This window comes from Microcoleus sp. C2D2, assembly GCF_036702495.1.
Lineage (GTDB): Bacteria > Cyanobacteriota > Cyanobacteriia > Cyanobacteriales > Microcoleaceae > Microcoleus.
In genome coordinates this window covers 1-13,178 of the sequence record NZ_JAUBTO010000184.1, presented here as the reverse complement: position 1 = coordinate 13,178, position 13,178 = coordinate 1, and the positions used below count along the sequence as shown (strand labels likewise).

The window sequence follows — 13,178 nt, the reverse complement described above, 5'->3', positions numbered from 1 at the left end:
GTAAGAAGGTTTTTTTAGTGATTTAGTAATGCACAAATTCACTTTTTTGTCAAATTAATTTAGATGCGTTTACCCTGGTAAAAATACAAGGCAGTAAAATCTACTTACCAAAGTTAGGCTGGATGCGTTTTTACAACTCGCGCCCAATTCCCAACGGATTTACCGTTAAAGCGTGTACGGTAAGGAAGCGACAAAATGGCTGGTATGTCTCCGTTCGCATTGAGAACAAGTCTGTCCCCGATTACACAACAAAACCTCTTAAGGATGTTGTCAAAGTAATTGGCTGTGATATGGGAATTACAAAATTAGTTTATCTTTCAGATGGAACTCAAATTGAAAATCCCAAATTTTCAATCACAAAAAAAGCTAAGCGCACTCTAAAAATTAGACAGAGACGAGTTAGCCGAAAAGCCAAGAGTAGCAAAAACCGCAAGAAAGCAGCTAAAAAACTAGGACTGTTCCATCAGAAGATTAGTGATAAGCGTCAAGCTTACCATTGGAAGGTTGCCAATAAAATAGTTGATCGCAACGTTGACGCGATTGCTCTGGAAGATTTGAATATTTCCGGCATGATGCGCCGATGTCGAGTAAAGGCTGACGAAAAAACAGGTAGATTCCTGAAAAATGGGCAATCAAGAAAGAAAGGTTTAAACCGTTCTTTCTCTGATGCGGGTTGGGCTGAATTAATTCTAAAGATCGAGTATCTGGCTGCAAAGCAAGGAAAGGTCGTAATCAAAATTAATCCCAAATACTCCAGCCAAGAATGTCGGAAATGCGGTCATATCGACAAGTCTAATCGAGATGGCGAAAAGTTCATTTGCGCTGAATGCGGATATCACGAGCACGCCGATATCGGTGCAGCAAAAACTATTCGTGATCGGGCGAGAGAAATTGGTACGCGGGGACTCTCGCGTTACCGGGCGTTCGCGCCTAAACGCCCAGAAGATATCCTCACGCTCAATTGAGCAAACGTGAGGAGTCTGGGAACTCTAGAAATAGGGAAATTGAGGTAGAAATTCCTCAAGAATCCTCGCGCCTTCAGGCGCCCGGAGTGTCAATCAGTAATTTTCTCGATGCTTGGCAGCTTTTTAACAGTAACGAATACCTTTAATTCTTGGTGTCACCTCGTTCGAGGCGTTTTGACTGCCTCAACAGCTCAGGTATCGAGTTTATCCTTAGCCTTGTTTGCCCTAAGCCGATCGTTTACCAAGCGTTTGTTGCTCTGTTCGGTATATGCTGCAAACCCGAGTACCCAAAGCATTCGGTGTAATTCGGCAGGCTTCCAACCCTCATCTTTGGCTAATTCTTGCATTTGCTCTAAAAGGGGAGCAGGCACGGAAAAATCTATGCGTACCATTTTAGGAGCATCAATGTCGGGCATTTTCAATATTTCCACAATTCATATACTGCATATCCTACAAGGATTTAGGGGTTCCTAAGTCCTTAAGGATTCTCCCTTATGCCCAATATTTCAGTCTGAGGGAATACACAGGGACTCAGAAGGGTATAATGTGGAAATTCATCCAAAACCAAACCCCGCCCCCTCTGACTCGCAATCTTCTGGGGCGGGGTTTGGCACTCACAATGGAGATTTCCTCTATGTTCGCAGATTACGGGCAGCCATCGCAACCCGCCCGACCAAGCTTTGTAGAAATACCCAATCCCCGCGTCACCACCACAATGGGGCGTATGGAAGTGACCGACATTCGTTCTGAAACAGTCACCGGTCGCCTGCTAAATGACCAAGATAATTTGATACAGGAAGACGGACAGCCAGTTTACATCTGCGTTCGGAAACATGAGATTTTGTGTTCCACCGAACGAGCCAACATGATGAGTTGGTGGGAACTGGGGGAACAAGCGATTGCAGGACACACAACGCCCCGAAAATATTCCCTCGAATCCTTGATTAATCGCTTGGACGGGTTGAAGTTAGATGAACTCTACGCTGTCCGAACCTTTGTTTGTTTGGAAGCCGACCCGTTTCAAGCGTATTCGGGTAGCGTCAACAACGACTTATCCCACTTGCAGGCTTGGTTTCCGACTGTGCGAGTTCTCGATCGTGTCGAACAAAACCAACTAGCAAGCGCTCTGTGCTGGCGAATAGCTAGCGACTCCAACGCATCAATCCCACCCACACCGGGTGACGTCCGGGACGATCGATAGCGATCGCCAGTTTCTTCCATCAAGATACCAGTGAGGAATGACCATGACCAACGGCAATGGGTCTAACGGCGTGTCGCCTCAGCCAGATCCAATACAAAAGTTAACGGAATATGTCGAATCTTTGGAAATTTCTCTGGAAATTCAGGAGGATAAAACAGACATTATTGAAGATCAGGTGGCAAATCTGACGCCCGCAGATAACTGAGTTAAAACAACAAGTAAAACAGATATATGGAGATGAAGAGGACTGGAAACGTATGTCAAAGACTTGACGGACTTATCGCACGCCGTCAGGCTAAAAACCGATTGCAACTGTCTAAGCTGGAGCGAACCAAGCGCTTGCGAGATGAAGCTGCTTTGGGTAGACCTTTTAAAAAGTCTCCCCTGCTAGACTTCGTTGATGACTTGGTACATAGACCCCCAAATCAAGAACAGATGCGCCAGCTTAAGGAACTACTTCTAGAAGAACAGAAAGCGATCGCTAAACTCATCGCCTTAGTTGACCAGCACCTAGAGTAGTGATCTGCCGTTCTCGAAACAGCCCAGCGACACCCGCTGCTGGGCGAGGTTTGCTTTTTGTGGATGGTAGGCGAGATCGTTGGGAAATTCTTGATTTTGCTCCGCCAACGCGATGCTTGGATTAGCTGCCAATTGGATGAAATTCCAGCACTCGTGCCTGAATTAAGTGAGTGAAAATGAGAGATTTTGAAGCAGCCATCCCAACCAGAAACTTCCGCAAATAGTGAAACAACTCAAGCAACTGAGTTGGCTCCGAATCAGGGATCTGAGGGCTCTCAAGAATTGTGGGAACTAGCCAAGAAGCGGCTCCTAGAATCCTGGCAGGCGGATGAAGTTACAGCGCCGAAGGATACTGCTACTTCACTCCCTGATGAAGCGGACAAAGTGGCAAATGAAGCTAGTGAAGTGTTGCAGGATAAGGATTCCAGCACTACTTCCCTACTTTTTGAATCAGAGCGCTCGAAGGCATTGGCGAGGGTGATGGCGCGCCTCAGCAGTCGGGGAAGCAGTGAAGTTGATACAGTAAGTGAAGTCATTGCCCTGATTCCTACTCAGCCAGATAAAGCGCTTTGGTTGAGCTTAAAACTACTGAGATTGGGAGTCACGGCAAGCAGTCGAGATGTGTTTGGAGGCGGTACGGGAGGTAAAGCATTCCAGAAAGCGAAAGACTGGTATCATGCTCTTGAGTCAACCTTTGGAAAGATTGTGGAATAGCATGAAATTGGGATAGAATACAGGCGCTCACTTACCAACAAATATCGTAATTCAATGGCATAACGTATAAAATGGTAAGCGATGCCTCTACCTTTCCCGAAGTCTATCTCCGCATTGATGGAGTCCTGAAAGATAAGCGACTATTAATCTACAATTCTGCTTGGGATTTCAAAATTTTAAATTCCTGCTGTCGGCTTCAAACTTTGCTGATTTTGAAGTTGACAAAGCGCTCTGATTGTTTGATGGAATGGGTAGCGCAATAGGTCGGAAACAGGAGCTATTATCACTCATATTATCGGTATGTTTCCCTCAATGGAAACCACCAAGCCTTAGGAGATTGCACGGCAGCTTTTGAGGCGCTCGAACTAATGGCAGCAGATTCAGATCAAATCAATTGCCCCGTACTGATTCTAGAGAGTAATTGCAAATCCAAAAGTTAATGATGCCGCACTCGTCGGGAGTGTACGCTAACAGTCTCAGAACAGAGAACTGCTCGAAAGGCGTAAGGATGCAAACTCGCTACCCACTCCTGGAGTGAGAAAGCGATGCACGCGGCGATAAAATAATTGCACAAGTAAATCGCTCGCATTAGTTCGCCCCGCCTGTGAGGTTGGCTTTAATCTTATCAATCCGAGTCCTGGCGTTGGAGTCGGCCTTGTCAATTCCTAAGCCTAAGCGCGCATACCCAAAGAGCTTTTAAATGCTCGATTCTACGCCGACTCACCAAGGGTTTATGTCGCGCATCATTAAGAGTTGCGGCGTCCCCTTCTGGGTAGCCGTCGCGTTGTGACATAATTTTTGGGCTTCAAACGTTGATGTGAACGGTTTGGGGAAGTCGTGACTTGGCTAGCTGTAAGACACTGTAGACACTTGTAGAAAAATATTGTAGACAGTGTAAACAATAAATCATTGCCAGAATTTAGCGATCGCTAATCGTGGGCCAGGGGGGGAGCTAAGCGTGGCCCCGCCCCCCTGACCGCGTTACTGGAGCGCCGCAGGCCTCGTGAGGACCAACCGGGTCGAGTGATACCCGGTGATACCCGGTAAAACTCCCCAAAAAAAACCAACAATGATATACTATTCAATTTTAAAAATTCACACCCAAAACTAAGCACCTGGCAAAAATTTTGAGTGGCGGGCGTTCTTGCCTAGATTGTGGATTTAACGCAAAAGCTCCGGGAACGTCCGACGCCAAAATTTAGCGAATACGCCCTTATCTGGAATCACTTGAATGAGTAAAAAGCAGCCTTCTACTCCTTTCCCGCTCAAAGAGTACAGAAAATGCTATAGTTAAAAAAAAGCGAGAAAAATATCAATGAATCTGAGCCAGAGATTGCGATTAGTAAGCCTAGATAAAAAGCAGTGGCAGTGACTATATTACAAGAATCAGCAAGCATATATACGACAGAGACTATCAGCAATCAGGTATCTAAATGAAGGAAAAAGTCGAGCGGAAGTAGCCAAATTAGTAGGATCTACAGATTTAACCATAGCCAAATGGATTGGTAAATATCTAGATGCAGGATTAGAAGGGTTAGTGGAGCCAATCAAGCATCAAGTGAAAGAGAGGCTGAATCCCGATCAGCAGCAGGAGATAAAAGAAATGGTATTGAACGATAGGCCAACTAAGTATGGAATAGACCGAGAAATCTGGACCGGAAAAATTATAGCATTTGTAATAAAGCAGAGATGGGGAATAGAGTTGAAAACATCGAGAATCTATGAAATCTTAGATAAGTTGAATTTATCACATCAAAAAGCACACCGAGATTACGAGAATGCTTCACCAGAAAAACAAAAAGAGTTTGTGAAGATGCTAAAAAAAAATGCGCCAGAAAAAGCCTGGGGAGAAAATTCTATTCTTTGATGAATTCGCAGTATATAACCGACCAAGTACATACTACGGATGGGCATTAAAAAACACTCGACCTCAAGTGCCATCAAATGAAAGTAAAAAGAGAGAGAAATTAAATGGATTATTAGCAGTAGATGCTGTGAGTGGAGCAGAATTCTTGCGGTTAGTACCAACTGCCAAAACAGAAGACTTAGCATTATATTTGGGAGAGCTATGCTCATACTGTATTCAGGAAAGAATCAAGCATTTGACAATCATACTAGATAACAATTCTACGCATAAAGATAAGCTGCGCCGTTATTTATGGGCTGAGTTATTCACATCAGGGATTGAGGAACAGATAACAGTTGAATTTGTTTATACACCACCATATTCTCAGAATTTTAATTTAGTCGAATATCTAATTCATTTGCTCCGATTGAGGCTACTACATCATTTGCCAAGTGACAAAAGTATCGAGCAGGTTGAACTGCGAATTAAAACCTTTTTTGAAACTCAACAATTGCAGACTCCAATCCAAATTGCCAACACGATTCAACATATCTATAATCTCATTCTATAGTCTTCTAGCGGGAAGGGAGTATCCAGGTAACGTCGGTAGGATGGAGAGAATTCGTGCGGTCGCAAGTGAACGGGGATTGAGTTTCAATGAGTTGAGCAAACAGATTGGCAAGGGTCTGATTCCCCTTGGCCCTGAAGAAAGTAACTAATAGCTTGGTCAGGAAAAGGAGGGTTCCACTCAAAAAACTTTCTATCAACTCGTTACCAAAAGTTTTATTGATAGAAAGCAATAATTGGCTTGTTGATTCCCCGAGCGTGCTAACTCGCTCTCAAAATTTGCTCAATTAGGGAGACAACTTGCTGCGGTCGATGCTCAAACTGCTTCTTGATTTGAAATTTTAACGAATCTGCTGGCACATCTTTTTTGTTGAGTTTCAGGCGAATATGCTCACTTCGTGGGAGAGTGGAATTGAGCGCTCGAATAACGGTGCGGCATTGTCGGAGAGTGAGGCTATCGACTTGAATGAAGGGTAGATTTAATGTGTCGGTATCGAGTTGAATATTAGAAGCAAATTCGGCTTTAACTTGTAGCGAAGAGGTGAGGCGCTGTTCTTCTGTGGGTTCTGGAGTTGCTGCACCTTCGGCAACAGTAGGAAAGGAAGCAATTTTATTGAGAAGAGGCACAAAATCTGGGGCAAGTTCTGCTGAGAGTTTTTCAGAAGGATTCATCCGCTTCGATGCTAACAGCGTAGCGATATAGTGAACAATTAAGCCACCGTAACCAAAAATTACTACAGTTTCAATTGTGAGGGTGAGAAAATGCTGAATATGTTCGTACATGATTATAATTTATTTGCAAGTGGAACATCTTTCAAACGCGCTCGCGTTTAATATCAAAACCTTACTAAAGCCTTCTGAGAATGCGAGCGCAAATATCGCAAAGGGAACTGGTGCGGTGGGTGGGCGGGCAAAACAAATCCTGCTTGGAGCAGGATTTTATCCCCTTTATCGGGGGTCGTCATTGATTACTTGATAAAATCATCAATCTCTTCATTATCGTCACTTGCCTTTTTCTTATGAGAAGCTTTGACTGCCGATTCGATATAACGGAAGTGCAAGTCAATCACTGCTTGCTCAGATGAAAGCCAGTAAACGTTGCTCAAGATTTCTTCAAGCATCTCGTCAGCCGAGTAGCCTTCATATTGCTTGTTAAACCAAGTATTGAACGCTTCCCAGTCAAGAGCTTTACCTTTCTGCAACTGTCGTTGTTTTGCACGTCCCGTTAACTCGCGGGCAACGTGCAAAAACATCTCGAAGCGCTGTTCTTCAAGAGTTTCTGCAAATTGCTTTTGCATCGGAGTTGGAGCGGATTTGCGATTAGCCATGATTAACCCTCAAGCGTGTTTTTTTTCACAACTAAAGCGACGGCAGTCTGCTAATTACAATTAATTCAAAAAATTTAGTGGGTGGGTGAGTGGGTAAAATTAAATTCACAACCAAGGTCAAAGTTTCCTTGATTGTGAATTTGTTGGGTCTGCTTCCCAGAGCGTCCTGATTCGGACGGTGGCGACAATCATTACCCAGAAATGAAGGAGAAGGGGAAGGGGAAGGGGAAGGATAATTTTTTTAGTAATAACGCAATTTTACTAAAGTTTTTCTACCCTTCTCCCAAGTTTTTCTACCCTTTCCGTTCCTTCCCCTTCCCCTTCCCCCTCCCCTTATTAAATGAATCGCGATTCGTGGAAAAGGCCTCGATAGAGGCAAAAAAATGCTCTGCTTTTTCAGCAGAGCTTTCTAATCAAACTTTAGCAATTATTCGTCGTCTTCCTCAAATTCTTCGTCTTCGTCTAAACTAAAATCATCCTCCTCATCGTCATCATCCTCATCCTCATCCTCATCGCCTTCGGAGTCTTCGTCATCCTCATCAATTTCATCGAGTATGTCATCAATTTCATCATCTTCATCATCGAGTTCGTCGTCGTCATCGAGTTCTTCAGTATCTTCTTCAGAGGATTTAGCTAACTCGTTGCGACGCTTTAAGCTTTGAGCATTGAACTCCATTAAATCGGCAATGGCAGCTTGCGGGTTGTCAGCAATTGTATCGTAAAGTTGGCTCATCGCTAAGGCAACAACTTCGACATCATACTTGAGTTCATCGGGTCGGCCAACTAGCTTGGGAAACACAGTATTGTTCCAATCTTGCCAGTCGAACTTTTTACCATTGCCATTACCGTTGCGCTTATTCAACTGAGCTTGAATATCCAATCCCAGTTTTTCGCGAATTGCGTGGCCAACCTTTGTCGAAATACGGCTATCGCGACGCTGAATTGTCACACCGTACTTCTTATGAATTGTATTCCGAATCTGTTTGACTAACTCGCCAGCAAGTTGCTCCGGGCTGAGGTTAGATTGAGGTTTTGATTTGGCTCCATTGTTACTGCCGACTGTTTGACTGTTCTGCTTTTCAGACGGTTTAGATTTAGCAGGCACTGGTGACTGAGAGCGAATAGGAGTGGCTGCGGTTTGTTTTTTAGTTGCGACCATGATTGACAATTTAACTTGCTTAACATCAATTTATTAGTGCCGTTAGGCACAATTACCCCCTCCGGTTGAGGGGGCGTATTTCGCTCATTAGCAGGAAGTTAAATCTTAATTATGTTAGTTAAATTATTATGTTAAACATCCTGTACTTAGTTGTATATGAATCATGAAAAATTTCAATAATTGGTCAAATTTAAGAGTTATTCAAACTCCCATTGTTGCCCTCGAATATTACAGTGCCGATCGCCAAAAAATATTGTCATCATTTCATCAGTACGCCAGTGAGTGTTGTTTACCTGTTTATTATTGGAATCCCGGCTATGCAACTCTTCAACAGGTGCGGTGTTTGGATAAACATCTCCCGAATTTAGGTGGTCATTCAGATAGGACAAGTGTTTCAGATATTTCCCAGATGTATAATAGTGAATGCGTCTTATGCAAAACTGAGCTATCTGTCGAAAGTGATGTCCTGCAATTTCTGCTGGAAAATGACTGCCCCGGTATCTTCTTGTTAGAGGATATTTTGGAATCAGACAGTACCGAACAGCCTCTTGTCCGCCGTTATTCTCAATTGGCTAACGCATTCTTTGAGCTGAAAGGGCGTTGGGCCAACCAATATTGGGTACTGCTGGGCGAGTACATCCAATTGCCATCAAAGCTAAGTCCATTAATTCCTCTACTCAAATGTCCGTTACCCGATCGTTTTGAAGTCGAAGTTCTTGTAGATAATTTTTGCGATCGCAATTGTTCCCTTGATTTTGGTTCAGATGCGGTAGCTGCTAAAAAACGGCTGGCTGTTTCTAGTCTAGGGCTGCCACAGGCTGAAATTGAATTAGTGTTAGATCGATCGCTCTCTGTGACCGCTTCAGTTGTCCAAATCGCACAGTTGGTATTGGAGCATAAAATATCGCAACTTCGAGACCAGGGGTTGGAGTTCATTGCTTCTCCAGACGTGCCTCATGCTGGCGGTTTAGATCTATTAGATGCTTATTTGAACGAGGTCGTAAAGCTGTCAGAAGCTGATGCCAAGAAATATCACCTCAGACCTCCCAAAGGAATGCTGCTGTGGGGGCCGCCGGGGACGGGCAAAAGTTTGAGTGCAAAGCTAGCTGCTAAGAAGCTAGGTTATGCGCTTTTAGCAGCAAGTTGGGGCAATATTCTAGGCTCCTCTAATCCCGATCGCGCTCTCAATAAAATGCTGGATACAGCCGATAATTTGGGCGGCTGCGTGCTGTTCTTTGACGATTTTGACAAGGGTTTTTCTGGCTGGGAATCAAATGCTGATGGCGGTGCAGCTAGGCGACTGTCGCAGAAATTGCTCACATGGATGCAGGAGCATGAAAGCCCCGTGTTAATGTTAGCTACTGTTAACCGCTTAGAAATGCTGCCGGCTGAACTTATCCGCAGATTTGACGACGGCGGAATCTGGTTTGTGGATTTGCCACACAGCGGCGCTCGCTATGAGATTTTCAATTTGCACTTAGCTAAGTATTTCCCAGAGCAGTTTGGGGAAGGAAAAGAGAACCTTTGGAGCGACAGGCAGTGGTATTCGCTACTATCTGATTATGCGGGAGCAACGAGTGCTGAAATTGCGATCGCAGTTAAACGCTGTGCTGAGCGAGCTTATTGTGAAGGGCGACCTGGTAAAATTGAATTGGCCAATCTGCGTTATCAGAGAACTCAGTTTGTGCTGTCGTCTGAGCGTTCTTCTGAAGATATTCAGGGGATTCGGAACAAAGCTAGTTATGCTCGTCCCACAGCCAGTTCCGACACTTCCAGGTTTGCTGCGTGCGAACAAGAACTGTTTGAGTATAAGCCCCCTACTTACGATTTGAGCGAAGATGACGCTGTTTAATCTAGATGCAGAATTCACTGCTTTCTTAACAGCTAAAAAGAAAATAAAACGTAATAAGTTGGCATTCGGGAGAGAATGGTATGAGTCAATACGCTTGGGATAAGACAGTCTAGGAGGCAAAAGCCTGTCAGGAACCCCATAGCTAAAGCTAGGGGCTTGTAGACTGTCCGGCTCTTCGAGCGGGATGGCACAAGCCGAACCTTCCCCTGGCTAAGTCCTTTGAGGACTACGTTTTTTGAGTCATGACACCAACGAATACGTAGCCAGTTCGTTGCTCTGTCGCTAAAAGTTAAACAGTTCTAACGGGTTAAGACAGTGCTTTTAGCCAAACAAGCTCATTAAACATTGCCGAGGCTAACATTACACGCAAGTAGAAGAGACGCAAAAATGTCTAATTTTATTTTCGTTCTAGACACGAAAGGGCGACCACTATCACCCTGTAAGCCAGGAGTAGGGCGTTCACTGCTGAAGGCAGGTAAAGCGTCTGTATTCAGGCGGTTCCCTTTCACGATCATTCTGAATAAAGAGGTTGACGCCTGTCCTGAACCATTAGAACTGAAGCTCGATCCAGGTTCTAAAACTACTGGTATTGCCATCAAACAGGGCGACAAGATAATCTTCGGAGCCGAACTACAACACCGGGGACAACAAATTAAAGAAGCATTGCTCTCTCGCCGTCAAATCAGGCGAGGAAGACGCAATCGCAAAACTCGGTACCGTCAGGCGCGATTCCTCAATCGCACTCGCCCCGATGGTTGGCTCGCTCCATCCTTGCAGCACCGAGTCGAAACGACGCTCACATGGGTTCGCAAGTTGATTCGACTCGCTCCCGTTGCCAGCATTGTTCAAGAGTTAGTGCGGTTTGATTCTCAACTCATGCAAAACCCTGAAATCTCAGGCGTTATGTATCAGCAGGGAGAATTGCAGGGTTACGAAGTCCGCGAATATCTTTTGATCAAATGGCATCGGCAGTGCGCTTATTGCTCGGCTGAAAATGTACCTTTTGAGGTTGAGCACATTCAGCCCAAGTCAAGAGGTGGCTCTGACAGGGTTTCTAACTTAACGCTTGCCTGTCACGATTGCAATCAAAAGAAAGGCAATCAGGATATTCGAGCATTCCTAGCAGCTAAACCCGACTTGCTAAACCGCATCCTAAAACAGGCAAAACTGCCACTCAAGGATGCAGCAGCGGTCAACTCGACTCGATGGGCGTTGTTCAATGCACTTAAAGAGACGGGATTGCCCGTCACTACTGGCACGGGCGGGCAAACCAAGTTCAATCGCCATCGGTTAGGGTTGCCCAAATCGCACTGGCTAGATGCTGCGTGTGTGGGTAGCGTTGACACGCTCAAAGTCTTGACTTCAAAGCCTCTGCTGATTGCAGCAAAAGGTCACGGGACACGACAGATGTGCGGCACAAACCAGTACGGATTTCCCATTCGGCACAAGTCCAGAGTGCAAATTCACAAAGGGTTTCAGACTGGCGATATTGTCAGCGCAACCGTTACCGCAGGGAAGAAAGTCGGCTCTTATACAGGGCGGCTTCTATGCCGTGCTTCAGGCAGTTTTGATATCGTAACGAAGGCTGGGAGAGTAACAGGTATTAGCCACAAGTATTGCAAAGCAATCCACAAAAAAGATGGCTATAGCTATGGGTTTTAAAAATATTTCAAGGCGACGGTCGTCGCTACCGCTTTCCTCCCCATGTCTAAAGCCAGGGGCTTCTCGCTCGTTTTTCTGGTGATTGCTTTCATGTATAGATCGCTACGCTCACAGCGAACAATGACAAAAAACGTTAACCAAAGCATATGGGGGTATGAGGGTTATGTCCCAATACGGTTCTGTTAAGAATCTGACTTCTAAAAGATACCTGTATTTTTCAAAAAACTGTGAGTTCAAATTCGTTTAAGAGCACTAACTGAACCGTATTGGGTTATCTCCTTGATTTTGTCTATATTTGGAGGGTATTGTCACCTCATCAGTCAAGCGACTTGACGTAACAGCTAGAATTAAAGATAATAAAATTGAGGCGACTTCGGAAATTCAAGCCATGAAAACAAGTTTAATCAACACAGCCCTTTACACTGCTCAGACTTATAACTTCAAACGAATATGCCAGCCAAAGATATTTATCACGATCGTGTCAAAAAAGCTCTCGAAAAAGACGGCTGGACAATTACAAACGATCCTTTCAAACTAAAATGGGGGTTCCGAGAACTATTTGTAGACTTAGGAGCCACGAAACTTGTAGCTGCCGAAAGAGGTGAACAAAAAATAGCTGTTGAAATTAAAAGTTTCGTGAGTCTTTCCCAAGTGAGCGATTTAGAAACTGCATTAGGGCAGTATATCGTTTACTTGAATATCTTAGAAGAAGTCGAAAATGACCGATTGCTATATTTAGCTATTCGTCAAGCCACCTATCAAGAAATATTTTCAGAAGCCATCGGGGCTCTAGTGATACGCAAAAACTCTCTGCGCTTACTTGTTTTTGACCCTACCAAAGAGGAAATCGTACAATGGATAAATTAGATAATTACCGACAAATCATTGAAAAAATCTTAAGCGAATATGCAGAAATTCCATATTCATACAACAACCTTGAATCCAAACTCATTATTAGCAAAGACTCCAATGATTATTTACTGCTAACAATAGGATGGGAAAAAGATGTGCGAAATCATGGCTGCATTGTTCACCTTGAAATTATTAATGGTAAAATCTGGATTCAAAGAGATGGAACAGAAGACGGAATAGCAACTGATTTGTTGGCTGCTGGTGTTCCAAAAAGTGACATTGTACTGGCATTTCACCCCCCGGAAATTAGACAACATACAGATTTCGCGGTCTGTTAAGCTAAAAAGTCAATCACCCAGGGGGAACGCATCTTATTGAACACTGTTCACCAGTGGTGAGTATATTTTGAGAGAAATTCACCATTCAAAGAAGCTACAGACACGCTTTGTAATGACTTTTTAGAGAAAACAGTAACTGATTAATGGTGGTTGTTACTTGCTGCCTATTTTTAGA

The 13,178-nt window shown here is 44.2% G+C and carries 14 protein-coding genes and 1 pseudogene; 10 read left to right on the top strand and 5 right to left on the bottom strand.

Going from position 1 to position 13,178, the window contains the following annotated elements; translation table 11 throughout:
• The first annotated feature begins 122 nt into the window (after window positions 1-122).
• The gene (locus QUB61_RS34030) at window positions 123-965 is read left to right on the top strand and encodes a transposase (protein ID WP_333135080.1); all 843 of its coding nucleotides are present in this window, start codon (window positions 123-125) and stop codon (window positions 963-965) included.
• A gap of 191 nt (window positions 966-1,156) precedes the next feature.
• Here QUB61_RS34030 and QUB61_RS34025 read toward each other — a convergent pair whose 3' ends face one another.
• Entirely contained in the window at window positions 1,157-1,381 is a 225-nt protein-coding gene (locus QUB61_RS34025) for a hypothetical protein (protein WP_041623929.1), read from the bottom strand.
• 128 nt (window positions 1,382-1,509) lie between these two features.
• Between QUB61_RS34025 and QUB61_RS34020 the strand changes: the two genes are divergently transcribed.
• Genes QUB61_RS34020 through QUB61_RS34010 form a run of 3 tightly spaced genes read left to right on the top strand, consistent with a single transcriptional unit; the run spans window position 1,510 to window position 2,685 of the window.
• The gene (locus QUB61_RS34020; protein WP_333135082.1) at window positions 1,510-2,166 is read left to right on the top strand and encodes a hypothetical protein; all 657 of its coding nucleotides are present in this window, start codon (window positions 1,510-1,512) and stop codon (window positions 2,164-2,166) included.
• A gap of 43 nt (window positions 2,167-2,209) precedes the next feature.
• The gene (locus tag QUB61_RS34015) at window positions 2,210-2,371 is read left to right on the top strand and encodes a hypothetical protein (RefSeq protein ID WP_333135084.1); all 162 of its coding nucleotides are present in this window, start codon (window positions 2,210-2,212) and stop codon (window positions 2,369-2,371) included.
• Between the two features lie 32 nt (window positions 2,372-2,403).
• Entirely contained in the window at window positions 2,404-2,685 is a 282-nt protein-coding gene (locus tag QUB61_RS34010; protein ID WP_333135085.1) for a hypothetical protein, read from the top strand.
• On the opposite strand, the gene QUB61_RS34005 is transcribed toward QUB61_RS34010, so the two are convergent.
• Window positions 2,677-2,817 (bottom strand): hypothetical protein, encoded by a 141-nt coding sequence (locus tag QUB61_RS34005; protein WP_333135087.1) that lies wholly within the window; start codon window positions 2,815-2,817, stop codon window positions 2,677-2,679. The two genes, QUB61_RS34010 and QUB61_RS34005, sit on opposite strands and share 9 nt — an antisense overlap.
• 54 nt (window positions 2,818-2,871) lie before the next feature.
• On the opposite strand from QUB61_RS34005, the gene QUB61_RS34000 reads away from it, so the two are divergent.
• Window positions 2,872-3,399, top strand: a complete 528-nt coding sequence (locus tag QUB61_RS34000; protein ID WP_333135089.1) for a hypothetical protein — start codon at window positions 2,872-2,874, stop codon at window positions 3,397-3,399.
• A gap of 1,315 nt (window positions 3,400-4,714) precedes the next feature.
• Window positions 4,715-5,816 (top strand): annotated as a pseudogene (locus QUB61_RS33995) (IS630 family transposase).
• A gap of 257 nt (window positions 5,817-6,073) precedes the next feature.
• Here QUB61_RS33995 and QUB61_RS33990 read toward each other — a convergent pair.
• The 3 genes from QUB61_RS33990 to QUB61_RS33980 form a co-directional block, all read right to left on the bottom strand.
• Complete coding sequence (locus tag QUB61_RS33990; RefSeq protein WP_333135093.1) at window positions 6,074-6,595, bottom strand: hypothetical protein; 522 nt, start codon at window positions 6,593-6,595, stop codon at window positions 6,074-6,076.
• 185 nt (window positions 6,596-6,780) lie between these two features.
• On the bottom strand, window positions 6,781-7,140 hold the full coding sequence (locus QUB61_RS33985) for a hypothetical protein (RefSeq protein ID WP_333135095.1): 360 nt from the start codon (window positions 7,138-7,140) through the stop codon (window positions 6,781-6,783).
• Between the two features lie 427 nt (window positions 7,141-7,567).
• Window positions 7,568-8,299, bottom strand: coding sequence for a hypothetical protein (locus tag QUB61_RS33980; RefSeq protein ID WP_333135097.1), 732 nt, complete (start codon window positions 8,297-8,299; stop codon window positions 7,568-7,570).
• Window positions 8,300-8,462: 163 nt separating this feature from the next.
• Here QUB61_RS33980 and QUB61_RS33975 point away from each other — a divergent pair, with 163 nt between their 5' ends.
• From QUB61_RS33975 to QUB61_RS33960, 4 genes are all read left to right on the top strand, one after another.
• Window positions 8,463-10,151, top strand: coding sequence for an ATP-binding protein (locus QUB61_RS33975; RefSeq protein ID WP_333135099.1), 1,689 nt, complete (start codon window positions 8,463-8,465; stop codon window positions 10,149-10,151).
• Window positions 10,152-10,538: 387 nt separating this feature from the next.
• Window positions 10,539-11,813, top strand: a complete 1,275-nt coding sequence (gene iscB, locus QUB61_RS33970; RefSeq protein ID WP_333135102.1) for an RNA-guided endonuclease IscB — start codon at window positions 10,539-10,541, stop codon at window positions 11,811-11,813.
• A 450-nt stretch (window positions 11,814-12,263) separates the two neighbouring features.
• Window positions 12,264-12,680: a XisH family protein gene (locus tag QUB61_RS33965; RefSeq protein ID WP_333135104.1), complete on the top strand. Its 417-nt coding sequence runs from the start codon at window positions 12,264-12,266 to the stop codon at window positions 12,678-12,680.
• The gene (locus QUB61_RS33960; RefSeq protein ID WP_332949745.1) at window positions 12,668-13,003 is read left to right on the top strand and encodes a XisI protein; all 336 of its coding nucleotides are present in this window, start codon (window positions 12,668-12,670) and stop codon (window positions 13,001-13,003) included. The genes QUB61_RS33965 and QUB61_RS33960 overlap by 13 nt, the downstream gene beginning before the upstream one ends.
• Window positions 13,004-13,178: the final 175 nt, after the last annotated feature.

What these genes read in the sequence shown, in the direction of transcription:
- QUB61_RS33960 (WP_332949745.1), top strand. Translation starts at nt 12,668, where the DNA reads ATGGATAAATTAGATAATTACCGACAAATCATTGAAAAAATCTTAAGC.
- QUB61_RS33990 (WP_333135093.1), bottom strand. Translation starts at nt 6,595, where the DNA reads ATGTACGAACATATTCAGCATTTTCTCACCCTCACAATTGAAACTGTA.
- QUB61_RS33985 (WP_333135095.1), bottom strand. Translation starts at nt 7,140, where the DNA reads ATGGCTAATCGCAAATCCGCTCCAACTCCGATGCAAAAGCAATTTGCA.
- QUB61_RS34025 (WP_041623929.1), bottom strand. Translation starts at nt 1,381, where the DNA reads ATGCCCGACATTGATGCTCCTAAAATGGTACGCATAGATTTTTCCGTG.
- QUB61_RS34020 (WP_333135082.1), top strand. Translation starts at nt 1,510, where the DNA reads ATGTGGAAATTCATCCAAAACCAAACCCCGCCCCCTCTGACTCGCAAT.
- QUB61_RS34015 (WP_333135084.1), top strand. Translation starts at nt 2,210, where the DNA reads ATGACCAACGGCAATGGGTCTAACGGCGTGTCGCCTCAGCCAGATCCA.
- QUB61_RS33980 (WP_333135097.1), bottom strand. Translation starts at nt 8,299, where the DNA reads ATGGTCGCAACTAAAAAACAAACCGCAGCCACTCCTATTCGCTCTCAG.
- iscB (WP_333135102.1), top strand. Translation starts at nt 10,539, where the DNA reads ATGTCTAATTTTATTTTCGTTCTAGACACGAAAGGGCGACCACTATCA.
- QUB61_RS34030 (WP_333135080.1), top strand. Translation starts at nt 123, where the DNA reads ATGCGTTTTTACAACTCGCGCCCAATTCCCAACGGATTTACCGTTAAA.
- QUB61_RS33965 (WP_333135104.1), top strand. Translation starts at nt 12,264, where the DNA reads ATGCCAGCCAAAGATATTTATCACGATCGTGTCAAAAAAGCTCTCGAA.
- QUB61_RS34010 (WP_333135085.1), top strand. Translation starts at nt 2,404, where the DNA reads ATGAAGAGGACTGGAAACGTATGTCAAAGACTTGACGGACTTATCGCA.
- QUB61_RS33975 (WP_333135099.1), top strand. Translation starts at nt 8,463, where the DNA reads ATGAAAAATTTCAATAATTGGTCAAATTTAAGAGTTATTCAAACTCCC.